The sequence below is a fragment of the Mongoliibacter ruber genome, from assembly GCF_003003005.1.
Classification (GTDB): Bacteria; Bacteroidota; Bacteroidia; order Cytophagales; family Cyclobacteriaceae; genus Mongoliibacter; species Mongoliibacter ruber.
In genome coordinates this window covers 1-22689 of the sequence record NZ_PVTR01000007.1, presented here as the reverse complement: position 1 = coordinate 22689, position 22689 = coordinate 1, and the positions used below count along the sequence as shown (strand labels likewise).

Sequence of the window (22689 nt, the reverse complement as noted above, 5' to 3'; positions counted from 1 at the left end):
GAGAAGGAGCAAAGGTAAGTATTTGAGGTAAAAGATTAAAGAATTTATTCATTCAGCCTTTTTTGAACATATTCAAAGTCATCGAAAATCCGGATTATATGGTGTGCTACCAATTGTGGACTGGAAAATTGATCGAGTTTCCTGCCTAAAAAATGCTGCATTCTTCCAGTATATGGCAAAATCGTGTCTTCTACCCAATGGGCTGTCTTATACCTAGGGTTGATATTCACGTAGCCTGCAGCCAAACCTGTAGGCACCAACAAGTGGGAGCCATGAACACCGATTACCAATTGGGTTTCAGCATAAATTTGATTTCTACTCAGCTCATTTTCAGAAATAATTTCATCAACCCTCAGGTCTTGAATGTAAGCCGGATAATCGCCACTTGTCCCCAAACCTGAAACATAAAACTCTAAATCTGGAAAGTGTTTTTCCAGTACTTGGTTTAATTGCAGTACCAAGCGCCTTTGTCTTCTGAGAAAAATAAATTTATATTTTTCCAATGTTCCAGTTTTTTTGCAGACCAAAAACAAAAATTCAAGAAACCTTGAGTTGAGCCAAAACCTATCTTCACGCAAGACAATCCCTATACGTGGAGTTTTCACCAAAAAATCAGGAAGTGAGAATCTCTTCAGCTTCAACACTTTTTCCAAAGGAACTTTCAAATGATCCAAATGAACGTAACCTGGATGTAACAGCACTTCACTGAAGTCCTCTAAAGCACGTTTGATTTGATCATCAAACTTACCCAAGCCTTTCCCGATTTGAGAAACAGTCACAGGTACGGCCCATATTTCAGCCACTTCTTGAGGTACCATCCAAGCACACTGCTGCGGTATAACCACGATCAAATCATAGCCTTCGGGAATAAAACATGCATTCCAAAGCTTGGTAAATACATGTCCAAAACAATCATCAAGACAGTTGAGTAAAATGACCTTATCTGAAGATTTCCTTTTCTCTCTGTTCAAGCTTACTTGTCCTTCATTTTTTGATTGCACACAAGCTTGCAAAGGTTGGATCAGCCAGTCCATATTGGCAGGGTTTCCAAGTACTTTCAAAGTTTCCTTTTGCAAGCAAACACTTTGGTCAATCGTATGCCCAGTACGCATCGTTTCCCAATATGACACACTGCAAGCTGGACACGTAAAATCATGTAAAACGTGAATTCCCAAAAAATGAAATTCTTTGGATAAAAGGTCAATTTCCCCACATCGGGGACAAACTGAATGATGGTTTTGATATGGTTTGAGGGCAATCAATGATATGTATACTATATAGCTGACGAATATCAGTTTTTTTATGACAATGCAAAAACACTTACAATAAAAATCCAAAACCTACTCGTAATCAGCGAAAACCTTTACCATATACCTAAGAAGCAATCCTAATCTTTGCCTTTTAAATAGAATAAAATGATGTCTGAATTCACCTAATTGGCGGATTTTTTGTATTTTCCAGCATTAACTAAAACCTGAACAAATGAAGACTATCCTAGTACCCTATGACTTTTCCCAAGAGGCAGTATATGCTTTCAATTTTGCTAAAGAACTTGCAAAAAATACTAAAAAGAAACTCAAACTTCTACATGTAATCGAACTACCAGGTCCACAAAGCTTCAGTAGCATGGGCGAGGCTGGAGCATTCAGCAACGATGCTCAGCAAATATTTATGGTAGAGCTGGTAGAAAAACGTAAGCAACAAATGGCAAGCCTTGAAGCTGAACATAAGGATGAGCCTTACACTTTCGAAACCAAAATAGTATTTGGGAATCCATTTGCAGGTATTGCAAAAGAAATTACCGAAGTAAATGCAGATTTAGTAGTGATGGGAAGCAAGGGTTCTACCGGCCTTGAAGAAGTCCTCATAGGCAGCAATACTGAAAAAGTGGTACGCAATGCAACATGCCCTGTCATCACAGTAAAAAGAGACATTCACCCTTCAGAAATCAAGAAAGTGGTTTTTGCCAGTGACTTTGACAATGTGCCTTCTCAAGTGGTGGAGAAACTGAAAACAGCATCAATTGTAATAGATGCAGAGCTGCATTTGGTAAAAATCAACACACCAAGCATGTTTGAAAACACCAGAACTTCGAAGAAAAAAATTCAGGATTTTGCATCAAACAACAAATTGAATGTGAGTTCAATGGAAGTGTACAATAGCTCCAGTGAAGAAGAGGGAATTATTGACTATGCAGATGACATTGATGCAGATATGATCGCAATGGCTACTCATGGCAGAACAGGCTTTTTACACCTATTGAGTGGAAGTATAGCGGAAGATGTGGTCAATGCTGCCAAAAGACCCGTATGGACAATGAAAGCCAAATAGGAATGGGGAGAAAAAATAAAAGTAACGATTGGAAAAAAAGAGATGGAGTCGTCTATTCAACCAGCAATAATTTTGAATTTGATGCCGGAGGTGATGATGAAGCTGAAACCTTGCCTCCCCAACAACAAAAGTTGAAGGTCATGCTGGACAAGAAATCCAGAGGGGGCAAACAAGTTACCCTAATTGATGGATTTATAGGAACCGAAGATGACCTCAAAGAATTGGGAAAAATGCTCAAAACCAAGTGTGGTGTAGGAGGTTCTGCCAAGGATGGTGAAATACTGATTCAAGGAGATCATAGAGATAAGGTTCTTGAAATATTACTCGATCAAGGTTACAAAGCCAAAAAGTCAGGAGGTTAATCAAAATACACCAAGTCTAAGAGCTTGGTGTTTTTCTATATATGCTACGAAACAAACTAATCTATTTTCTCGAGCTCTGTTTGCTCCTACCATTCTTACCACTCCTTTATTTTGAGGGTAAAAAACTAAGGAAGAAAATCATTCGCTTGTCTCCTGTTTCAGAATACCTCTCCCTTCCGGGTGATACTAACGAAAAATCCATCCTGGTAATCGGAGAATCTACAGTCGCGGGAGTAGGTGCAAGTGAAGCTTCCCAATCAATTGGAGCTCATTTGTATCACCATACAGGAGAAAAATCAGCACTTTTAAACTTGGGTAAAAATGGACTCAAGGCTTCCCGTCTAAGGTCACTCTTGTTGCATGGTCTAGATAAAGAAAAAAAGGTATTTGACGTTGTTGTCATTCTGATAGGTGCAAATGATTGCTTCAAGTTCACTCCACCGCATAAGTTCAGAAAAGCTATCAAGGAATTTGTAGACATGCTGGAAACACAAATTGGCACAACAAAAATCATCCTGCCTGAAATTCCACCTGTACATCAATTTCCCGCTATTCCTGGATTGCTACAGTTTTTTCTTGGCTGGCATAGAAAATTGCTAGCGGCTGAATTGAAACTTCTCGCCAAATCAAACACCAAAATCAATCTCCTTGAACTCAAACACGACTTTGAACCTGACTTTTATGCAAAAGATGGAATTCACCCATCAGACATAGGTTACAATCATATGGCTAAGAAAATAAGCGAGTTATTTATTTGAATTAAATTCAAAAGAAAGTGGCTCCTTTTGGAGCCACTATAGCCTAAAAAATGAACCACAAACTAAACTAATTCTCAATGTATGTGTGGCAGTTAAATTATGTTGGTTGATTTTATTTACGAAGAAGGTTGTCAAAACAGATTGAGCTGATGGAAAAAAAATCTTTAAAGGGAGAAAAATAAGTGATGCAGAGAAAAATTCGATTTGCAAAAACTTTGTCAACTGTCGGGCACCCTCTAATCTTGGGTAATATCTATGTGATAGGCATGAGTTTTCACAAAATGGAAACAACACCTGCCATTTGGGTCAGCGGTCTGACATTGATTCTAGTAACTGTACCAATCATTTGGCATAATCTCAGAAAAATGAAGAATGGGAAATACAGCAACTTTGATGTTTCAGACCATGACCAAAGAAAAAGCTTTTACCCTTTCGCAATAGCTCTGTTTGTGCTTTTGTCTGTCCTTTTTTACTTCCTTCCCATACCTGAATCAGTTACATATCAAACATTGAATTTCCTTTTAATGCTGGTTTTAATGGCTGGTATCAATATTTCACTCAAGGCCTCACTTCATGCGGGAATTGCTTTTTATATTGCTTTGTCTTTGACCCAGATTCATGTGATACTGGGTTTGATCTTGTTTTTGTTGGCTATTGCTATTTCTTGGTCAAGGAAAGTAAGCGGAAGACATAGCATGGCTGAACTTATTGTTGGAGGATCAGTAGGGGTAATTTTTGGCACAATCAGCTTGTTTATTTTGTAATGGGATCAGCAGGTGCGCTCCAGACCATTTATAACAGTATTCAAACGGTCATCAAATCAAAAGTCTTTCATTTTATAAAGGCCTAGGAAATAAGTCTTTTTATAGTTAAATTTTTTATGATAGCTATTCCAATTTATTGAAAATAGCCCTTCTTATTAAATTATTTCACCTATGAAATATACCCAAATCAAAGAAACCTGTCTGTATATTAACGACCTAGACTTGGCAGAGAATTTTTATCATGAACTCCTGCATATGCCCATTATTTCAAAGGTTGACGGTAGACATATATTTTTCAGGTGTGGCAGCTCCGTTTTACTTTGCTTTCTCCCTGAAGTCACTTCCAATGAACAAAACTTACCTCCACATTTTGCCCATGGCAAACAACATATTGCATTTGAAGTAAGTAAAAGAGACTACCTCAAGACAAAATCAGAATTACTTGAAAAAGGGATAACCATCACGCATGAACAAGAATGGTCCAAAGGTCAAGAAAGCTGCTATTTTGAAGATCCATTTGGCCATGTATTGGAGATTGTACCCCATGGTATTTGGGAGAAATAAAACATGCTTTTTTATTAATTGCCACAAATCCCTTCAAAAAGATTACCTTTACATTAGTTTTTGCATAATGCACAGGCCGGTTGTAGGCCCTAGAATAATCATAAAAAGGCTTCAGAAGTACATACAACGACTTTTAGCCGACATAATCCGCCCAAATGGCATTCAATAATTTAAAGTTAATAGAACCTATCCTCAAGGCTGTAGCCGCAGAAGGATACACTACCCCCACTCCCATTCAGCAAAAAGCCATCCCGCTCGTACTTGATGGAAACGACCTTTTGGGTTGTGCCCAAACAGGTACCGGCAAGACAGCCGCTTTTTCAATTCCCATCATTCAATTGCTCAGCACACAGAAGCAAAGCAGGCCTGGAATCAAGGCATTGATCTTGACTCCTACCCGTGAATTGGCTATTCAAATCAACGAAAGCTTGGCTTCTTATGGTAAATTCACCAAAATCAGGCATACTGTCATTTTTGGAGGTGTTTCACAGCTCCATCAGACCAATGCACTCAAAAGAGGCGTGGATATTTTGGTCGCTACTCCCGGAAGATTGTTGGACCTTATCAATCAAAAGTTTATTGACCTAAGACACTTAGAAATATTCGTTTTGGATGAAGCTGACAGAATGTTGGACATGGGTTTTATCCATGATGTCAAAAAACTGATCAACATCATCCCAACCAAAAGACAAACCTTGTTTTTCTCGGCAACAATGCCTTCTGAAATACAGAAATTGGCTGATACACTGCTACGCAATCCCAAATATGTGGAAGTAACGCCACCTTCATCTACAGTAGACAGGATTACCCAAAAACTATATAAAACCAATAAAAATGACAAGCCGAAATTGCTCGTTCATCTTTTGGAAAAAGAAAATATCGGTTCTGCTTTGGTTTTTGGAAGGACCAAACACGGTTCTGATAAGGTTGTCAAGCTCTTATTGAAAGAAGGTATCAAAGCGGCTGCCATTCATGGCAATAAAAGCCAAAATGCGCGTCAGAATGCATTGAATGATTTCAAGAACGGGAAAATCCGCATCTTGGTAGCCACAGACATTGCAGCAAGAGGTATAGATATTGATGAATTGGCTACTGTATTCAACTATGATATGCCCAATATTCCGGAGACTTATGTACACAGAATAGGTCGTACAGGAAGGGCTGGAAATTCAGGAGTGGCGATATCTTTTGTAGATCAAGACACTCAGAAAGAGTATAGAGATATAGAAAAACTGATTGGTCTGAAAATACCGGTGGAGAATGATCATCCATATCCAATGTCATCGGTTCCGCAGATGGCAAGTGAAGATAAAGGGAAGAAAAAACCTTTCTTCAAAAGAAATAGGAGGTAAAAAATCCTTAAACAAGTTTTAAAAGGTCAAAAAAGTCTTGAACAAATCAAGAAGTTTTTGACCTTTTGCATATCTATTTGAATCGAATTCAAAACCCAGAGCAGGATCAGTATTACGCTTCTTCAAAAGGAGTTTAAGGAATTAATCGGCTCAACTCTCAGATATTGCTATTTTGGAGAAAACTTATTTAACCTTTCACCGACAAATTGACCCTTTCCTCAATCCAATCCAAAATATCTGAAATAATGGATTCTTTCTCAAGCTCGTTGATCAACTCATGATACAAATCCGGATAGCGATGAAAGGTCTTGTCTTCTGATATGGCTGTCCTGAAAAACTGTTCCGTTCCTTTGGGGTTGGTCAGCTCATCTCCCGTTCCATGCAGCATGAGAACTGGCCAATGAAATTTATTTGAATTCGATTCAATATACTTTATAATCCGTAACAATTGGTATGCAGTTCGGGAAGGAATCGATTGGGTGTATACCAATGGATCCCTATTGTACTTGTCTACCTCCAAAGGATCCCTGGAAATTTTACTGGAATCCAGTTGCAATACCTTCAACTTGGGAAAAATAGCAGAAATCAATCCTGAAAGCCGCAGAAGAATTGGAGAAACTTTATCATCCGGTTTCATTGCCGGAGCACTTAATATGACACCGGCAGCTTCACTTTGATACTCCAACATATAAGAAGCCACCAACCCTCCTCCCATACTATGACCAAAGATAAATGCAGGCACCGATGGAAAATAGTTTTTCACCTTCTCAAACAAGGCATCAATATCTTGCAGGTAGTCTTTGTAATCGCTAAAGTATGCAGTCGGTTTTGGTAGGGAAGATTTCCCATGTCCCCTGCCATCGAAAGTAAAAACAGCTACATTTTTTTTGACCAAAGCATCAGCCAAATGGGCATACCTACTACTATGTTCTCCCAGTCCATGTACGATCAAAATTGAAGCCACAGCCTTTTCAGGCATCCAAGCTTGGAGAAATAATTTGATACCATCATGAGTGGTATATTCAGTTTCTAGATGTGACATGGTATGCTGTGGTTTCTGTGTTGGAAAAAGGTGAAAACCATAAGATTTCCACCTCTATTATCACTTTATCATAATCAAGGTATCCACTTGATATCCTTGAAATTAGGTTTTCTCTTCTCAAGGAAAGCATTCCTTCCTTCTTTGGCCTCTTCTGTCATATAGGCTAGCCTTGTAGCTTCTCCTGCAAAGACTTGTTGTCCAACCATTCCGTCATCAGTAAGGTTCATGGCAAACTTCAGCATTTTGATAGAAGTTGGAGATTTCTCAAGAATTTCCTGTGCCCACTGGTAAGCAGTATCCTCTAATTCAGCATGCGGAATTACGGCATTGACCATTCCCATTTCGTAGGCATCCTGAGCGGAATAATTCCTCCCCAAAAAGAAAATTTCCCTGGCCTTTTTTTGGCCTACCATCTTTGCCAAGTAAGCAGATCCATACCCTCCATCAAAGCTGGTAACATCGGCATCAGTCTGTTTGAAAATGGCATGCTCTTTACTGGCAAGTGTCAGGTCACAGACTACGTGTAGGCTGTGTCCACCTCCTACTGCCCAACCGGGAACTACTGCTATGACCACTTTTGGCATAAACCTGATCAGTCGCTGCACTTCTAAAATATTGAGCCGGTGCATCCCATCTTCTCCTACATAGCCCTGATGACCTCTCGCCTTTTGATCCCCTCCCGAACAGAATGAATATACTCCATCCTTTGGAGAAGGTCCTTCGGCGGAGAGCAAAATCACTCCGATCGAGGTGTCTTCTTGGGCATCATAAAATGCATCATATAATTCGCTGGTGGTCTTAGGTCGAAAGGCATTCCTCACTTCGGGTCTATTGAAAGCGATTCTGGCTACTCCATCACATTTTTGATAAGTGATGTCCTGATATTCCTTTGCAGTTTTCCAGTTTATTGTCATGATTTGTAATGTTATTTTTTTCTGCAAGATAACAGGCTTACATTAAATTTGTTGAATTTTGGATACTATAGTCATACTGAGATGGGTAATTTTATATTAGAAAAAAGAGCATATACTTTCAATCAAATCAAAAATGGTCAGTGGGAGGAAACTGACCATTACTACCATCAGGCACTTACTTTCTGCCAATTGTGGCTCAAAGGGCATGATGGCTTCGAAATCTCAACCTCTGGCTCTACAGGTAAACCAAAAACCATTCTCGTCAAAAGGAATCAGATGAAGGCTTCTGCATCTGCTACAGGGGCTTATTTTAAAATTGAACAAAATTCAAGTATCCTTTGCTGCCTGAATACATGGATGATTGCTGGTAAAATGATGCTTGTCAGGGGCATGGAATGGGACGCCAATGTATATTTGTTAAAGGCAAATTCAGATCCTTTAAGTGAAAATTGGTTGACCTTCCCTTTAGATTTTGTAGCCATGGTACCATTACAGGTTCAGGCTTCTATCAACAATCCTATCAGTTTGCAAAAGCTAAAGCAAATCAAAAACCTTATTATTGGTGGTGCTCCCTCTGGACAAAATTTGATTGGATCTTTGAAGCAGCTTGAAATCAATGCCTATCAGACCTTCGGGATGACTGAGACTGTTTCCCATATCGCTTTGGCCTCCTTGCTTAAAAATGACTTGATCTACGAAACTTTACCTGGAGTTGTGATTGGAGTGGACGACAAAGATAAACTATGGGTACAAGGTCCAATGTCTGATCAGAAAAAGTTACAAACCAATGACATTGTCGAGATATTGAACGATAGTCAATTCAAATGGCTGGGCAGAGCGGATTTTGTAATCAATTCAGGAGGTGTTAAGGTATATCCTGAAACAATGGAGGAGAAAATTCAAGGTATGGTTTTTGAGTATTTTGGAGCAACATCCTATTTTATTTATGGATTACCTGATGAAAGGTTGGGGCAAAAGGTGGTTTTGGTGATAGAAGGCGTTCAAAAAGATGGTTTTGAACTAGAAACGTTTCTTACATCTCTTCAAAAGTATGTCAACAGGTTTCACTTACCAAAGGAGGTTTTTTTTCTACCCAAATTTGAATACACCGCATCCGGAAAAACCAATAGGCTGGAAACTATAAAAATGATCATATGAAATTCTTTATCATTCTTGTGGCCGTATTCCTTTTAAGCAAGGACAAACAGAAGTCAACCGACCTGACAGTCACCATTACCAATATTAAAAATGATAGTGGTGTGTTGAGGGCCTTACTATTTAAAGGAGAAGAAGGTTTTCCCGATAATACAGATAAAGCTTTCAAAAACGCATCGGTATCCATCAAGGGAAACAGAGCAAGTATAGTATTCAAAGACATTCCCGAGGGGACATATGCCATATCCTTGTTTCATGACAGCCTTAATACGGGCAAACTCCGAACAAATGCCTTGGGAATCCCTAGAGATGGATATGGTTTCTCCAACAATGCCTCTGGCACATTTGGGCCTCCTTCCTACAAAAATGCCGCTTTTGAACTTACCGCTGATCAAAATGAAGTATCGATCAAGTTGAAGTAAAGCTAATTTTGTCAAAAAATACCCCTTATGATTTTACTGGATCACCCATATACTTCAGACTTTCTGAAGGAAACTATTTTGCAATTTCAAATCCCTGTAATTGCTACACCTCAGGCACAAGAAATCCTTGGAGAAGTCAACGCCAATTGGCTTTCTGAAAAGGATGCAGCCGATATTCTCAGAAACAATCCTGAAACAAAGATTTACACCAATTCAGAGAACTCCATAGCTTGGATAGAAAAGCATACCCAAGGTACAGGCTTGCCCGAAAAAATTGCGCTGTTCAAAAATAAGTACCGCTTCCGTCAACTCATTCAGGAAGCCTATCCTGATTATTTCTTTCACAAAGCAAAATTGGAGGAATTAAGCGGTCTTGACATTGAAGGCTTTCAGTTTCCCTTTATCATCAAACCTATCGTGGGATTCTTCAGCATAGGCGTTTACAGCGTCAATGAACCAAATGATTGGCCTGTGGTGGTATCCAAAATCAAAGCTGAAATCAGCCGCACCACGGAACTGTACCCAAAAGAAGTTGTGGATAGTACTGAGTTTATTTTAGAAGCTTACATCACCGGTGAAGAGTATGCTTTTGATTGCTATTTTGATGAAAATGGCAAACCGGTATTGTTGAATGTACTTCACCATGTTTTCAAGTCATCTGAGGATGTTTCTGATCGGCTTTACAGCAGTTCAGAAGAAATTATCAAATCCATGGAGGCTCCCATAATGGAGTTTTTGGAGTTGATCGCCTCCAAGGTTAACCTAAAAAACTTTCCACTTCATATAGAGTACAGGATGAATGAAGATGGGAAACTTTACCCAATTGAGGTAAATCCTATGCGATTCGGCGGTTGGTGTACCACGGCAGACTTGACCTGGTTTTCCTACGGAATCAATTCCTATTTATCTTTCTTCAATTCTCAAAAACCGGATTGGAATCAGGTATTTTCAGCCCGGAAGAACAAAAAATATAGCCTCATCCTCTTGGACAATCAATCCGGAATTCCTTTTGAGCAGATTGCTTATTTTGATTTTGAACAACTTGCATCAGACTTTGAAAATCCACTTCATATCCGAAAGGTGAATATGGAGAAATTCGGAGTATTTGGGTTCTTGTTTACTGAAACCAGCAAGGGAAACGAAGCAGAACTGAAGGCTATCCTGCATTCCAATCTGAAGGAATACCTGAAATTAATCCCACAATCTTTGGTCTGAGAGGTCGCTTCACGTCAATTTGGAGTAAATACCACAAATAGTCCTCAAATAACTTGGGAATAGAACTATTTTTGCAGAAACAAAAGGGTAAACTAAAATTCAAGACTGAAATGCATTTGAAAACAGAAGATATTTCCAGAATAGAGATTGAATACGATTCAGGAGTGATCCCCCCACCCTACAGTCATGTTTTCAAATTGAAGATTGGCTTTGGGAAAAACTTTTTGGATACCAACCTTGAGCTCTTTTATACCGACCGTGAAGAGCTGAGTGAAGAGGATATTTTCAATGAGGGTTTCAGTCTAAATGATGATTATCAGTTTCAGGGAGAGGTGCCCAAAGTCTGGGAGCAGCCATTGAAAGAGCTATATGCTAAATCCAAGTGGTCCAACAATAAATTGGATGAAGAGGGTGGTATAAGTGTCTTGGCTAAAGACCTTCATGGCAAAATCAGCAGAACCGTTCCTCTTAATCAGCAGGATTGGCAATTTTTTGCCCAAGATTATATCCAATCTATCTATGAATTGAACAAAAAAGAAGCCCCCTTGACCATCAGCTACCTGATCCAAAAACCAGATGAAAATGCGGATATCAAAATCACGGTTAAGTTTGCAATCCGAAAAGTAGAGGTAGTAGTAAATGGCCAAGACAAAGAAATGGAATGGGAAAAAGCCAAGGAACTTTTGGGATTTGTGTTCCTGCCAGACTATGACTATGACCAAGCGAAAGAGCGTAAACCTGATCAAAACGGGGAATTCATTGATTGCGGAGATGGTTACTGGCATAACATGCAAAAAGGAGTCTTCAACATTGACGACTCCTTTGATGCAAAATCCAGGATAAAAGCCGGATTCCGTAAACTTATCTGACAGCGGGGGATTCGTTTTTGTAAAAATCCCTTACAAAAGCCAGAAGCTGATTATCTGTAAGTTTATCGCTTTTCTGCACAGAAATCCATTTGCTGTCAAATGATTTGATTTCCCGCAGCCTGTTTTTGATTTGCTCCCTAGCCGTGCCTGGGCCAAAAATCAGGATATCGTCAAATGGCTGAAGTTTAGATTCAAGTATTTTGAAGTATTCCTTCAGTTCATTTTGACTGATATTGTTTTTGCGGTATTCATTATTGGAAGTATGGTTGTTGTTGGAGGTAAACTTTGTGCTGTCATTCCCTTCACCATCTTGTCTTCTAAGGGATTCTACCGGAGATTCTACCGTTTCGAGAATTTCTACACTACCATCTTGGTATCCGATAATGTGGGCCTTATTGAAGTCTATCCAAAGGCCAATTTGTTTAAAACCGTTTCCACTCATTTTTTTGGGGTTATTGTTAAATTAATTTTTGACTGCTTCCACATTCAACACTTCAAAATACTGCTTTTTGTATAATCTTCCGAGAGCTTCAGGGTTTAATTTCTTCCCAAAAGCATTTACCTTGCAGCTTCAATTGAAAGTCAGCATATGAATGAGGCCAATGGTACCCGAATCAACAAATTTCTGAGTGAAGTGGGATTCTGTTCGAGAAGGGAAGCGGACAAACTGATAGAAAAAGGAAAAGTCACCATCAATGGGAAAGTACCTGAGATGGGAACCAAAATCCAAAAAGGTGATGAAGTCAGGGTCAACGGCAAATTGATCACAGAACCTAAGGAAGACCATGTTTATATTGCATTCAACAAACCTGTTGGTATTGTTTGTACCACTGACATCAAGGCTGAAAAGGACAATATCATTGACTATATCAATCACCCAAAGCGTATCTTCCCTATTGGCCGTCTGGATAAACCCAGTGAAGGACTGATATTTTTGACAAGTGATGGAGACATAGTAAACAAGATACTTAGGGCGAGGAACAACCATGAGAAAGAGTATATCGTGACTGTAAAAAAACCCATTACAGCCGACTTTATCCAAAAAATGGGAAATGGCGTACCGATCTTGGATACTGTCACCAAAAAATGTGAGGTAAAGAAGATCGACCGGTTCAAATTTAATATCGTCCTCACCCAAGGCCTCAACAGGCAAATCCGTCGTATGTGTGATTATCTGGGATATGAAGTCACCAAACTCAAACGTGTGCGCATCATGAATATCCACCTAGATGTTCCACTTGGCAAATGGCGTGAGCTCAGCTCGAAGGAGATGGCTGAGATCAATAATCTGATTGCTGACTCAGCTAAGACCCATGATTGATTGGTGAATTGATGAACTGGGGAATTGATGAACTGGGGAACTGATGAATTGACGAACTGATGAACTGATGAACTGATGAAATGGAGGGCTGGTTGTAAAAGGTTGAAGGTTAAAACTTGCCCCGGCGAATGTCGGGGAGTTAAAAGTTAGGTAGGGTTAATTTGTATTTTCAAAGTAAACCTTTTGTTGAAACCTAAATAATTAATATGATTATACGCTACTTTGCCAGTAGAATATAATTCTAGTATTAATGTTGGATTTAGATCAATATCTATCAATATCTAATATCATTTAATATCAAAATGAATCAAAGCGAACTTTCTTCTTAAGTTACTGGTATAATTCCGTATATACATTATAATTAAAGGTTAAATGATGATTTCGGTATCAAGTAGGAGAATTATTACAATTAAAGCTTTTTTCAATTTCCATCGTGCTTTAGCCGGTGGTTAAGTTTTATGGATAAGTTAAACTGACTTTAGTCGGAAATGATTTCGGCTAAAGCCTATTCCCTTTTGTGTTGCAAAGGCCACCGCATAAATGCGATGGAAATTTTCACAGGCCGTCCCTACCTTCCTTCCGTCAGGAAGGCAGGACGGTAATAAAGCTTGACCACTTATTTCTACCTACAGAATGTGCCATACCTTCGATAGGAAATCCTCTGGCATATAAATCCACTGCTATTACAAAATCTTTCAATTGGATCATGAAAAATCTCGGAGGCCTTCCTGTCCGGTAGGAAGGGATTTCCTGTAGGTAGCTTGATGTTTAAAGAGAGGGGTTCAAGCCTGAAGGGCTTGCCAGTTACTTGAAGAATTGAAAAACAGGCAAATAGGTAATTGAAAATGGGTGAAATAAAAGTGATACTATGCCCTAAATTTAAGATTTCCACAATTTTAAATTTCTAATTTTTCATTTTTAATTAAACTAGGTTTCCCCTATCCTATTTCTAAATATTAGCACACCACATCTGGTACTTTGTACATCAAACTTGGTGCATTGTACAATTTTTTATTCCAAAAAAGTCAAAAATAGTACTTTGGTAGTATTGTGTGAAAAACCCATATCTAATAAGTTTATTTTTCAAATAAGACGGTTTTTAAAATTTTATACACAAGAATAACTATTTAACAATTTTAAACTTAAACACCTCCATCATGTCAAATCCCATTAAAAACAGATTATCAATTAGCTTTTGGTGCTTGCCCATTATTTTCAGTATTATTTTATTTTCATGTCAGGATGTGGAGCAGGAAAAAATCCAAGAAGTTTTTTCTTTGGATATGCAAAGCCAATTTTCACTCCCAGATTTTGTACCTGGACAGTATATCGTCATGCTGCACGATGACAAAATCAATTTCAGGAAGAGCAGAGACTTTTTTGCCAATAAAGAAAATATGAGAAGAGAGGCCAACCAACTGTTGTCCAAATACAATATCCCTGAAGAAAAAGTCTTGAGGGCTATGGGAACTGTCAAACCCATTTTTGGAGTACACCTGAATGAAGAAGAATATAATAAATTGAAACTTGACCCTTCAATCAAAAGCATCCACAATGATATATACCTCTACCCTTCATTTCAACGCAATAGGCCTCCTAAAAAAGACGAGCCAAAGGATGATGATAGTGGAGATGAAAATGAAACCAATCAAATCAACTGGGGTCAGGACAGGATAGATCAAAGACTTTTGCCGCTTGATGGTGAATTTAACCGGGTTGCAACAGGAAAAGGAGTGAAAATTTTCATCATAGATTCGGGTATCAATCCTGATCATGAAGAATTTGGTGGCAGGGTGTCCGCTGGTTGGACATCTTATGAAAGTGCTTTAGAAGATTGCTCGAATCATGGAACGCCAGTTGCCGGATTGGCTGGAGGGAATAGGTTTGGTGTTGCTAAAGATGCTGAACTGATATCCTGCCGTATTTTCCCCTCTTGGACGGAAGGATGCGAAGCTGTAGCTACTGGAATTGAGTTTTATCAAATTCTCGATTCTATTGCATCTTATGCAGAAGGACCAACAGTAGTTAACATGTCTTTTGGAGGACCTGGCAATCAAGATATTGTAGACATTTGGGAAGACTTCTTAATAAATATAAAAAATCAAGGGATAGTCTTAATTGCTTCAGCTGGAAACCAAAGCGATAATGCCTGTAATTATACACCAGCTGGTGCACCTTCCGTATTTGCGGTTGGTGCTAGTAATATAGATGATACAATGTCAGGCTTTTCCAATTGGGGGTCTTGTATTGAACTTTTTGCTCCCGGAAACATGCTGAAAACAGCTTCTGCCTTGAGCAATTCCAGTTATTTCGAATATTTTGGAGGTACCAGCGCTGCTGCCCCGATTGTGGCTGGGGTAGCAGCCTTATATTTGGAGCAAAACCCTTCAGCAAGTGTGGATGAGGTCTATGACTTTTTAAGAAATACCTCCACCAAGAACGTCATCCGCTTTTCTGAATCCCCAAACAACAACTTGATCTATTCCTTATTAAATTCGGAAGGAGCCAATGATAATGCCGACTATGAGAATCCAGATCAATACCAATTGAATATAAATGTCGGTAAAGGAAGTGGCCAACGCTGGTTTGTAAGTTTGAATTGGTCTCCTTTTATAGTCAATGATAGCCAAATGGACATTTACGAGGATGGCAGTTTGATCATGACTGTTCAGAATAGAGATTGGGTCACTTTGGAGGTATCCGGAAGAAACCTACCTCCAAGGACCTACAAAGTCTGCAAGTCCGGCACCACTGAATGTTCCAATGAAGCAGTGGCAATTTTTAAATAAACTTTAATCACCTAGGTCACAAATTCAACTCAAGTTGGATTTGTGACTATATATAATTTTTCAACACAAACTTTTAAAGCCATGAAAAGAATATTACTAATACTTATGATGCTTACCCAGGCTATTTGGGTATTTGGGCTAAGAGCAGAAAAATCATCGACTGAATTATTAAAGAATATAAAAACAGATTTAATAGCCTCTAAAGGTGACCAACAAATCGAACCTGGTCATAATTCCTGTGAACCCTTTTGTAAAGACATTATCGTAGAATTAGATCAAAATGGAACTGCAACCATTACAGCCGCCGATATCTACAATGGTTCCACAGAAAATTGTGAAATTGCATCAATTGCCATTGACAAAAGTAGTTTTGGTTGTGAAGATATAATTGACGGTAAAGAGCCAGTCACACATGTAGTCATAAGTCAGGTTTATGGAGGGGGAGGAATTAGTGGTTCCATATTTACAAATGATTTCATTGAACTGTTTAACAGTGGTACAACCACTGTTGATTTAACCGGATGGTCTGTGCAATATGCCTCCTCTACGGGTACTTCTTGGGTTGTAACTGAATTATCAGGCTCTATTCAATCCGGACATTATTATTTGATTCAGCAAGCGGCTGGTGGTGGTGGATTTGTAAATTTACCCTCACCCGATGCCGTTGGTACTATTAATATGGCTGCCTCTAATGGTAAAGTGCTTCTTTCTAATACAACAACCGTCCAATCCGGCAGTTGTCCTTCAGGTTCACAAATTATAGATTTGATTGGATACGGTACGGCAAATTGTTTTGAGACCTCTCCGACTTCCACACTTTCAAGTACAACTGCTGCAATCAGGAAAAGTAACGGATGTCAGGACACGGATAATAATTTTGAAGATTTTAATATTGCCGATCCTTTACCAAGAAATAGCGCAACAGCTTTTGCCCCATGTATATTAAGCTATACAGGTGTTCCAGTAACCTTGACTGTCATAGATTTAGAAGGTAACGAATCTACTTGTGTTGCTAATGTAAACGTTATTGATAAAATTGCCCCGGTGATTACAACAAACGGGGATAGTGAGATAAATACTGACTTTGGGGTATGTTGGGCCAACGTTGAAATATTCGCTGCATCTTCGGACAATTGTGAAGTAGGAGCACCCATAGGAATCAGATCCGACGGTGAGCCTATAGATGCACCCTATCCTGTGGGTGTCACCACAATTACCTGGAATGTGACCGATATCAATGGAAATGAGGCGGAAGAAGTTATACAAACAGTTACGGTAAATGATATCGAGCTACCTGTAATTACAGCAGAAGATCAAACGGTTTCAGCAGAAGCAGCTTTATGCACCGCCTTAATTAATCTGAATGCTTCAGCTTCTGATAATTGTGGAGTAGATGACCCTATAGGAGTTAGAAGCGACGGAGAAATATTGGGTGCTCCATTTCCAGTTGGTATTACCACGATAATCTGGAACGTGACAGATATTAATGGAAACGAAGCCGAAACAGCCATCCAGACCATTACAGTAACCGATGATGAAGCACCTGAGGTATTTACAAAAAATGCCATCATCGAACTTCAGCCTGGAGGATCTTACACTTTAAGTTCCGGAGAAATTGATGATGGATCATTTGATAATTGTGGAATAGCCTCCAAAACTTTAGATAAAACCTTATTTACCGAAGATGATGAAGGCGAGAATATGGTTATCCTTACTGTGGTAGATCTTTCTGGAAATGAAAATTCGGCTGAAGCTACAGTTACAGTTATTGTAAATAGGGAAGAGGGATGTGTAGAAGCCAAAGCAAAAGATATGATCTTGGTACTGGACAGAAACGGAACAGCTTCTCTAAAGGTAAATCAAGTGGATGATGGGTCTTTTACAAATTGCTCCAATAGAATTGTCAGCAGAGAATTGGAAAAATCCCTCTTTACCTGTGCGGACTTAGGAGAGCAAACGGTAAGTTTTAAAGCAATTGATAGTGATGGCAATACAGGAGAAACAAGAATTAAAGTAACTGTATTGGATGAAACAGCACCAATTATTCGAAATTTTCCAAGAATCAATATCAACCTAGGGGCTGACGAAACTTATATTCTTACTGACCTAGGAGAAGATGCTAATATTTCTGACAATTGCTCCATAGAAAGTGTCATTCAATCACCTGAACCAGGTACAGTATATGATACAGCCGGTACATATTCAATTCTTTTGAAAGCGACAGATACAAGTGGCAATGTAGCGGAAAGAACAGTGACCTTGAGCATAAGAAAAAACACCAATAATAGATTAGCCGATGATAACGAACCCAATGGAGAGGGAAATGTCGAACATTCTGATCTTGATACCATGTCAGATCAAGATCAGGTTTCAGCTAATTCGGAAATTAATTTGGAGAATCAACTTCTTAGAGAGATCATCTCAAACGGTTTCAAAATCTATCCCAACCCTGCAAATCACGAAACCAATATACTGGTCAATCTTGTAGGTGAATCCAATGTGGAAATCAGGATTTTTGATGCCGCAGGAAGGCTGGTATTCAGCGAAGAGTCCTTCGAAGAACAAAGCTTTACCCGTAGTATTCAGCTTGATGGTCTGAGCAGTGGACTTTACAATGTGGTGGTAAAAGTCAATCACCAATTCCTTCAAGGCAGACTGATCAAAAAGTAAATTATAAACTTGTATTCATTTTAAAGCCGTCTCTCTAAAAGAGGCGGTCTTTTTTAGGGATATAGGTTACTGGGGAACTGACGAATTGATGAATCGATGAACTGATGAACTGATGAACTGGGGAATTGATGAATTGACGAACTGGGGAATTGATGAACTGGTTGTAGGCTGTAAAAGGTTAAAGGTTAAAAGTTGGGTTTGTTGTAGTGTGCGGGTAATCCTCTTTGTGCAGTTTGGTGGATTGATGAATCGATGAACTGATGAACTGGGGAACTGGAGAATTGGGGAATTGATGAACTGATGAATTGATGAACTGAAGAACTGAAGAACTGGTTGTAAATTGTTAAAACTTGCCCCGGCGAATGTTGGGGAGTTAATTGTTAAAAGTTAAAAATGTTAAAAGTTGGGCGGATTGTGGGTGTAGGGGATTTCGCCACACATTTTTTGTTCGGTAAATCTTAAATGATTCTTCATACCCTTTTCCTCCATCCAGACCTTCGGGGTTTTGGAAACCCCAAAGGTCAGGGACTGCTAACCTTTGAGGTCTTTTTTGGACCTCGAAGGTTTTTTTGTCAGAAAAAGTAGAAACAATTTCGCCGCCGTGAGTGTCCTCACTCATGGCCATTTAAGCCTTTAGGACCTTCAATACACATAGGTTCTTAATTTTTTTTATTTTATTCTACTGTGTTCAATGGTATTTCTGCCGTAATTGGACTTTTAATAACCCTTTTGAGCTATAAGCTCAAGAATCATAAATCCGAAGGCACAACCTTCGGATAACACATCACCTTTACCAACAAATGGAATTTTTAGGGCCTAAAATAAAAAAAAAGCATTAAGAGCATCAATTCGCTTTAGTCCTTAGACTTATTTCTATTGTATTTCTACTGTATTTCCACAATATATCTACTTTATTTCCTTCGCCGCCGTGAGTGTCCTCACTCATGGCCATTTAAGCCTTTAGGACCTTCAATACGCATAGGTTCTTAATTTTATCCCGATTCTCTTCGTTCTCGGGATCTACGTTACACTTCGATTTCAATCATATTTCTACAATTCTTGATACTATATCTTTCATTAAATTTTACGTCAATTTTTTATGGTTATAACCCTAAAAAGTGTCAAAAATAAATTATTTTTAGGGTTATAATAAAATTATGGTTAGAAGAGAGCAATATATAGATCAGCTTAAAAAATTTCTAGGCAAACCACAAGTAAAAATCCTTACAGGAATTAGGCGTTCTGGAAAATCTACAGTTTTAAAGCTGCTTACAGAAGAGTTAAAGCATAGAGGAGTAGAAGACTCAGCTATCATCTTTATAAACTTTGAAAGTTTTGCCAATTCACATTTGAATACTGCGTCCAGCCTGTATCAGGAAATTAAAACTCTGATTGTTTCTTCTGCTAAAACCTATTTGTTATTTGATGAAATCCAAGAAGTAGAAAACTGGGAAAAGGCTGTCAATTCGTTTATGGTAGACTTTGATGTGGATATTTATATCACAGGTTCCAATTCAAATTTACTTTCTTCAGAATTGGCGACTTTCCTGGCAGGCCGATATGTTGAAATCCCGATGTTTACTTTATCTTTTGTGGAGTTTTTGGCCTTCAAGAAATTATATTCAGAAATTACAGTGACTCAGTTTTCTTTATTCAGTGAATATTTGAGAAAAGGTGGGTTCCCAGTTATTCATACCTCTGACTATGAGCAGGAAACAGCGGATAAAGTAGTCAGTGACATTTATGATTCTGTTATCCTTAGAGACACAGTTCAACGTCATAAAATCAGAGACATTGAGCTTTTGAATCGTGTAATCCAATATGTGTTTGACAATGTGGGCAATACTTTTTCAGGTAAAAATGTAGCTGATTATTTCAAGAGTCAACAGCGAAAGATTGATATCAACACAGTATACAACTACCTGTCAGCACTTGAAGGAGCTTTTATTTTATACCGGGTTTCCAGGTATGATTTAAAAGGAAAGGAAATACTAAAAACCCAAGAAAAATTTTATTTGGCTGATATTTCCTTGCTTTATGCTACCATGGGCTACAGGGATAGGATGATTTCGGGAGTATTGGAAAACTTGGTTTTTCTGGAACTAAAACGAAGAGGTTTCAAGGTTTTCGTAGGCAAATTTGATCAAAGAGAAATAGATTTTGTGGCCGAAAAAAAGGACAAGAAGGTATATATTCAAGTTTCATACAAATTAGAAAGTCAGGGAACTATTGATAGGGAATTCTCAGCATTACTGCCAATAGAGGACCACTATCCCAAATATGTGGTAACCATGGATGAATTCTTTAAAGACACCATTCAGGGGGTAAAACATATGCATATCAGTGATTTTCTATTGGCCAGTGAATGGTAAGCCTGAGGGTATTGAGAGTGGTCAAGATTTTCTCCAAGATCTGAGTTAATTAGTTTAAAGCTGCATTGTGACTTAATTTTGATTTTTTCATAGGGGTTTGGTTGCAGGTTTTAGGCTGTTAGTGAGGACACTAACAGCGGCGCAGCGGGGGTAATAGTTAAAAGTTAAATGTTAAAAGTTGGGTTTGTGGTAGTGTGTGGGTAATCCTCTTTGTGTAGTTTGATGGATTGATGAATTGACGAACTGATGAACTGGGGAACTGACGAACTGACGAACTGGTGAATTGACGAACTGGGGAACTGGTTGTAAATTGTTAAAACTTGCCCCGGCGAATGTTGGGGAGTTAATTGTTAAAAGTTAAAAATGTTAAAAGTTGGGTTTGTGGTAGTGTGTGGGTAATCCGCTTTGTGCAGTTTGGTGGATTGATGAATCGACGAACTGGGGAACTGGGGAACTGGGGAATTGACGAACTGATGAATTGATGAACTGGGGAACTGGGGAACTGATGAACTGATGAATTGATGAACTGGGGAACTGGTTGTAAATTGTTAAAACTTGCCCCGGCGAATGTTGGGGAGTTAATTGTTAAAAGTTAAAAATGTTAAAAGTTGGGCGGATTGTGGGTGTAGGGGATTTTGCCACACATTTATGTTCGGTAAATCTTAAATGATTCTTCATACCCTTTTCCTCCATCCAGACCTTCGGGGTTTTGGAAACCCCAAAGGTCAGGGACTGCTAACCTTTGAGGTCTTTTTTGGACCTCGAAGGTTTTTTTTGTCAGAAAAAGTAGAAACAATTTTGCCGCCGTGAGTGTCCTCACTCATGGCCATTTAAACGTTTAGGACCTTCAATACGCATAGGTTCTTAATTTTTTTTATTTTATTCTACTGTGTTCAATGGTATTTCTGTCGTATATGGACTTTTAATAACCCTTTTGAGCTATAAGCTCAAGAATCATAAATCCGAAGGTACAACCTTCGGATAACGCAGCACCTTTACCAATAATAATCGATGAAATGATGAATTTGGGAACTGACGAATTGGGGAACTGGGGAACTGATGAACTGGGGAACTGATGAATTGATGAACTGAAGAACTGGTTGTAAATTGTTAAAACTTGCCCCGGCGAATGTTGGGGAGTTAATTGTTAAAAGTTAAAAATGTTAAAAGTTGGGCGGATTGTGGGTGTAGGGGATTTTGCCACACATTTTTTGTTCGGTAAATCTTAAATGATTCTTCATACCCTTTTCCTCCATCCAGACCTTCGGGGTTTTGGAAACCCCAAAGGTCAGGGACTGCTAACCTTTGAGGTCTTTTTTGGACCTCGAAGGTTTTTTTGTCAGAAAAAGCAGAAACAATTTCGCCGCCGTGAGTGTCCTCACTCATGGCCATTTAAGCCTTTAGGACCTTCAATACACATAGGTTCTTAATTTATTTTATTTTATTCTACTGTGTTCAATGGTATTTCTGTCGTATATGGACTTTTAATACCCCTTTTGAGCTATAAGCTCAAGAATCATAAATCCGAAGGCACAGCCTTCGGATAACGCATCACCTTTACCAATAATAATCGATGAAATGATGAATTTGGGAACTGACGAATTGGGGAATTGACGAACTTCGCCGCCGTGAGTGTCCTCACTCATGGCCATTTAAGCCTTTAGGACCTTCAATACACATAGGTTCTTAATTTATTTTATTTTATTCTACTGTGTTCAATGGTATTTCTGTCGTATATGGACTTTTAATAACCCTTTTGAGCTATAAGCTCAAGAATCATAAATCCGAA

General features: G+C 38.8%; 22 protein-coding genes. 14 read left to right on the top strand and 8 right to left on the bottom strand.

The features are described 5' to 3' along the window. Positions 1-44: 44 nt before the first annotated feature. Positions 45-1076, bottom strand: a complete 1032-nt coding sequence (locus CLW00_RS12275) for a hypothetical protein (protein ID WP_146131422.1) — start codon at positions 1074-1076, stop codon at positions 45-47. Between the two features lie 406 nt (positions 1077-1482). Here CLW00_RS12275 and CLW00_RS12270 point away from each other — a divergent pair, with 406 nt between their 5' ends. The 6 genes from CLW00_RS12270 to CLW00_RS12245 all read left to right on the top strand — a co-directional run bounded on the left by CLW00_RS12270 (position 1483) and on the right by CLW00_RS12245 (position 6131). Next, the gene (locus CLW00_RS12270; RefSeq protein WP_106133986.1) at positions 1483-2331 is read left to right on the top strand and encodes a universal stress protein; all 849 of its coding nucleotides are present in this window, start codon (positions 1483-1485) and stop codon (positions 2329-2331) included. Positions 2332-2333: 2 nt separating this feature from the next. Next, positions 2334-2693: a translation initiation factor gene (locus CLW00_RS12265; protein ID WP_106134233.1), complete on the top strand. Its 360-nt coding sequence runs from the start codon at positions 2334-2336 to the stop codon at positions 2691-2693. Positions 2694-2839: 146 nt separating this feature from the next. Continuing rightward, positions 2840-3451 (top strand): SGNH/GDSL hydrolase family protein, encoded by a 612-nt coding sequence (locus tag CLW00_RS12260; protein WP_245917271.1) that lies wholly within the window; start codon positions 2840-2842, stop codon positions 3449-3451. Between the two features lie 266 nt (positions 3452-3717). Continuing rightward, positions 3718-4215, top strand: coding sequence for a phosphatase PAP2 family protein (locus tag CLW00_RS12255; RefSeq protein WP_245917269.1), 498 nt, complete (start codon positions 3718-3720; stop codon positions 4213-4215). Between the two features lie 171 nt (positions 4216-4386). Beyond that, complete coding sequence (locus tag CLW00_RS12250) at positions 4387-4779, top strand: VOC family protein (protein ID WP_106133983.1); 393 nt, start codon at positions 4387-4389, stop codon at positions 4777-4779. Between the two features lie 155 nt (positions 4780-4934). Next, positions 4935-6131: a DEAD/DEAH box helicase gene (locus tag CLW00_RS12245; RefSeq protein WP_106133982.1), complete on the top strand. Its 1197-nt coding sequence runs from the start codon at positions 4935-4937 to the stop codon at positions 6129-6131. A gap of 187 nt (positions 6132-6318) precedes the next feature. Here CLW00_RS12245 and CLW00_RS12240 read toward each other — a convergent pair whose 3' ends face one another. Further along, positions 6319-7173 (bottom strand): alpha/beta hydrolase, encoded by an 855-nt coding sequence (locus CLW00_RS12240; RefSeq protein WP_106133981.1) that lies wholly within the window; start codon positions 7171-7173, stop codon positions 6319-6321. A gap of 74 nt (positions 7174-7247) precedes the next feature. After that, a complete protein-coding gene (locus CLW00_RS12235) occupies positions 7248-8087 on the bottom strand; it encodes a 1,4-dihydroxy-2-naphthoyl-CoA synthase (protein WP_106133980.1) in 840 nt (279 codons plus the stop codon). Between the two features lie 81 nt (positions 8088-8168). Between CLW00_RS12235 and CLW00_RS12230 the strand changes: the two genes are divergently transcribed. The 4 genes from CLW00_RS12230 (at position 8169) to CLW00_RS12215 (ending at position 11748) form a co-directional block, all read left to right on the top strand. Next, positions 8169-9245, top strand: a complete 1077-nt coding sequence (locus CLW00_RS12230) for an AMP-binding protein (protein WP_106133979.1) — start codon at positions 8169-8171, stop codon at positions 9243-9245. After that, a complete protein-coding gene (locus tag CLW00_RS12225; protein ID WP_106133978.1) occupies positions 9242-9664 on the top strand; it encodes a DUF2141 domain-containing protein in 423 nt (140 codons plus the stop codon). The genes CLW00_RS12230 and CLW00_RS12225 overlap by 4 nt, the downstream gene beginning before the upstream one ends. A 27-nt stretch (positions 9665-9691) precedes the next feature. Then, positions 9692-10879, top strand: coding sequence for an ATP-grasp domain-containing protein (locus CLW00_RS12220; protein ID WP_106133977.1), 1188 nt, complete (start codon positions 9692-9694; stop codon positions 10877-10879). Positions 10880-10989: 110 nt separating this feature from the next. Further along, on the top strand, positions 10990-11748 hold the full coding sequence (locus tag CLW00_RS12215; RefSeq protein ID WP_106134232.1) for a hypothetical protein: 759 nt from the start codon (positions 10990-10992) through the stop codon (positions 11746-11748). On the opposite strand, the gene CLW00_RS12210 is transcribed toward CLW00_RS12215, so the two are convergent. Then, positions 11741-12190 carry a hypothetical protein gene (locus CLW00_RS12210; protein ID WP_106133976.1) on the bottom strand — a complete coding sequence of 150 codons (450 nt, stop codon included), beginning with the start codon at positions 12188-12190 and terminating at the stop codon, positions 11741-11743. The genes CLW00_RS12215 and CLW00_RS12210 overlap by 8 nt on opposite strands. Positions 12191-12337: 147 nt before the next feature. Between CLW00_RS12210 and rluF the strand changes: the two genes are divergently transcribed. The 3 genes from rluF to CLW00_RS12195 all read left to right on the top strand — a co-directional run bounded on the left by rluF (position 12338) and on the right by CLW00_RS12195 (position 18528). Next, positions 12338-13069, top strand: coding sequence for a 23S rRNA pseudouridine(2604) synthase RluF (gene rluF, locus CLW00_RS12205; protein ID WP_106133975.1), 732 nt, complete (start codon positions 12338-12340; stop codon positions 13067-13069). Between the two features lie 1157 nt (positions 13070-14226). Beyond that, positions 14227-15858 carry a S8 family peptidase gene (locus CLW00_RS12200; protein WP_106133974.1) on the top strand — a complete coding sequence of 544 codons (1632 nt, stop codon included), beginning with the start codon at positions 14227-14229 and terminating at the stop codon, positions 15856-15858. Between the two features lie 81 nt (positions 15859-15939). Next, positions 15940-18528 (top strand): lamin tail domain-containing protein, encoded by a 2589-nt coding sequence (locus tag CLW00_RS12195; RefSeq protein WP_106133973.1) that lies wholly within the window; start codon positions 15940-15942, stop codon positions 18526-18528. A gap of 373 nt (positions 18529-18901) precedes the next feature. Here CLW00_RS12195 and CLW00_RS12190 read toward each other — a convergent pair whose 3' ends face one another. Continuing rightward, complete coding sequence (locus CLW00_RS12190; RefSeq protein ID WP_146131421.1) at positions 18902-19147, bottom strand: hypothetical protein; 246 nt, start codon at positions 19145-19147, stop codon at positions 18902-18904. A 538-nt stretch (positions 19148-19685) separates the two neighbouring features. Here CLW00_RS12190 and CLW00_RS12185 point away from each other — a divergent pair. Next, positions 19686-20900, top strand: coding sequence for an ATP-binding protein (locus tag CLW00_RS12185; protein ID WP_106133971.1), 1215 nt, complete (start codon positions 19686-19688; stop codon positions 20898-20900). A 646-nt stretch (positions 20901-21546) separates the two neighbouring features. Here CLW00_RS12185 and CLW00_RS21405 read toward each other — a convergent pair. The 3 genes from CLW00_RS21405 to CLW00_RS21400 all read right to left on the bottom strand — a co-directional run bounded on the left by CLW00_RS21405 (position 21547) and on the right by CLW00_RS21400 (position 22546). Beyond that, complete coding sequence (locus CLW00_RS21405) at positions 21547-21720, bottom strand: hypothetical protein (protein WP_170073221.1); 174 nt, start codon at positions 21718-21720, stop codon at positions 21547-21549. A 320-nt stretch (positions 21721-22040) separates the two neighbouring features. Next, complete coding sequence (locus CLW00_RS12180; RefSeq protein ID WP_146131420.1) at positions 22041-22286, bottom strand: hypothetical protein; 246 nt, start codon at positions 22284-22286, stop codon at positions 22041-22043. 98 nt (positions 22287-22384) lie between these two features. After that, positions 22385-22546 (bottom strand): hypothetical protein, encoded by a 162-nt coding sequence (locus tag CLW00_RS21400; protein ID WP_170073220.1) that lies wholly within the window; start codon positions 22544-22546, stop codon positions 22385-22387. Positions 22547-22689: the final 143 nt, after the last annotated feature.

Excerpts from the sequence above, each read along its gene's own strand:
- CLW00_RS12250 (WP_106133983.1), top strand. The coding sequence starts at position 4,387 with ATGAAATATACCCAAATCAAAGAAACCTGTCTGTATATTAACGACCTA.
- CLW00_RS21400 (WP_170073220.1), bottom strand. The coding sequence starts at position 22,546 with ATGAGTGAGGACACTCACGGCGGCGAAGTTCGTCAATTCCCCAATTCG.
- CLW00_RS12195 (WP_106133973.1), top strand. The coding sequence starts at position 15,940 with ATGAAAAGAATATTACTAATACTTATGATGCTTACCCAGGCTATTTGG.
- CLW00_RS12270 (WP_106133986.1), top strand. The coding sequence starts at position 1,483 with ATGAAGACTATCCTAGTACCCTATGACTTTTCCCAAGAGGCAGTATAT.
- CLW00_RS12235 (WP_106133980.1), bottom strand. The coding sequence starts at position 8,087 with ATGACAATAAACTGGAAAACTGCAAAGGAATATCAGGACATCACTTAT.
- CLW00_RS12240 (WP_106133981.1), bottom strand. The coding sequence starts at position 7,173 with ATGTCACATCTAGAAACTGAATATACCACTCATGATGGTATCAAATTA.
- CLW00_RS12185 (WP_106133971.1), top strand. The coding sequence starts at position 19,686 with ATGGTTAGAAGAGAGCAATATATAGATCAGCTTAAAAAATTTCTAGGC.
- CLW00_RS12190 (WP_146131421.1), bottom strand. The coding sequence starts at position 19,147 with ATGAGTGAGGACACTCACGGCGGCGAAATTGTTTCTACTTTTTCTGAC.
- CLW00_RS12180 (WP_146131420.1), bottom strand. The coding sequence starts at position 22,286 with ATGAGTGAGGACACTCACGGCGGCGAAATTGTTTCTGCTTTTTCTGAC.
- CLW00_RS12265 (WP_106134233.1), top strand. The coding sequence starts at position 2,334 with ATGGGGAGAAAAAATAAAAGTAACGATTGGAAAAAAAGAGATGGAGTC.
- CLW00_RS12225 (WP_106133978.1), top strand. The coding sequence starts at position 9,242 with ATGAAATTCTTTATCATTCTTGTGGCCGTATTCCTTTTAAGCAAGGAC.
- CLW00_RS12215 (WP_106134232.1), top strand. The coding sequence starts at position 10,990 with ATGCATTTGAAAACAGAAGATATTTCCAGAATAGAGATTGAATACGAT.
- CLW00_RS12245 (WP_106133982.1), top strand. The coding sequence starts at position 4,935 with ATGGCATTCAATAATTTAAAGTTAATAGAACCTATCCTCAAGGCTGTA.
- CLW00_RS12210 (WP_106133976.1), bottom strand. The coding sequence starts at position 12,190 with ATGAGTGGAAACGGTTTTAAACAAATTGGCCTTTGGATAGACTTCAAT.
- CLW00_RS12200 (WP_106133974.1), top strand. The coding sequence starts at position 14,227 with ATGTCAAATCCCATTAAAAACAGATTATCAATTAGCTTTTGGTGCTTG.
- CLW00_RS12255 (WP_245917269.1), top strand. The coding sequence starts at position 3,718 with ATGAGTTTTCACAAAATGGAAACAACACCTGCCATTTGGGTCAGCGGT.
- CLW00_RS12220 (WP_106133977.1), top strand. The coding sequence starts at position 9,692 with ATGATTTTACTGGATCACCCATATACTTCAGACTTTCTGAAGGAAACT.
- rluF (WP_106133975.1), top strand. The coding sequence starts at position 12,338 with ATGAATGAGGCCAATGGTACCCGAATCAACAAATTTCTGAGTGAAGTG.
- CLW00_RS12230 (WP_106133979.1), top strand. The coding sequence starts at position 8,169 with ATGGGTAATTTTATATTAGAAAAAAGAGCATATACTTTCAATCAAATC.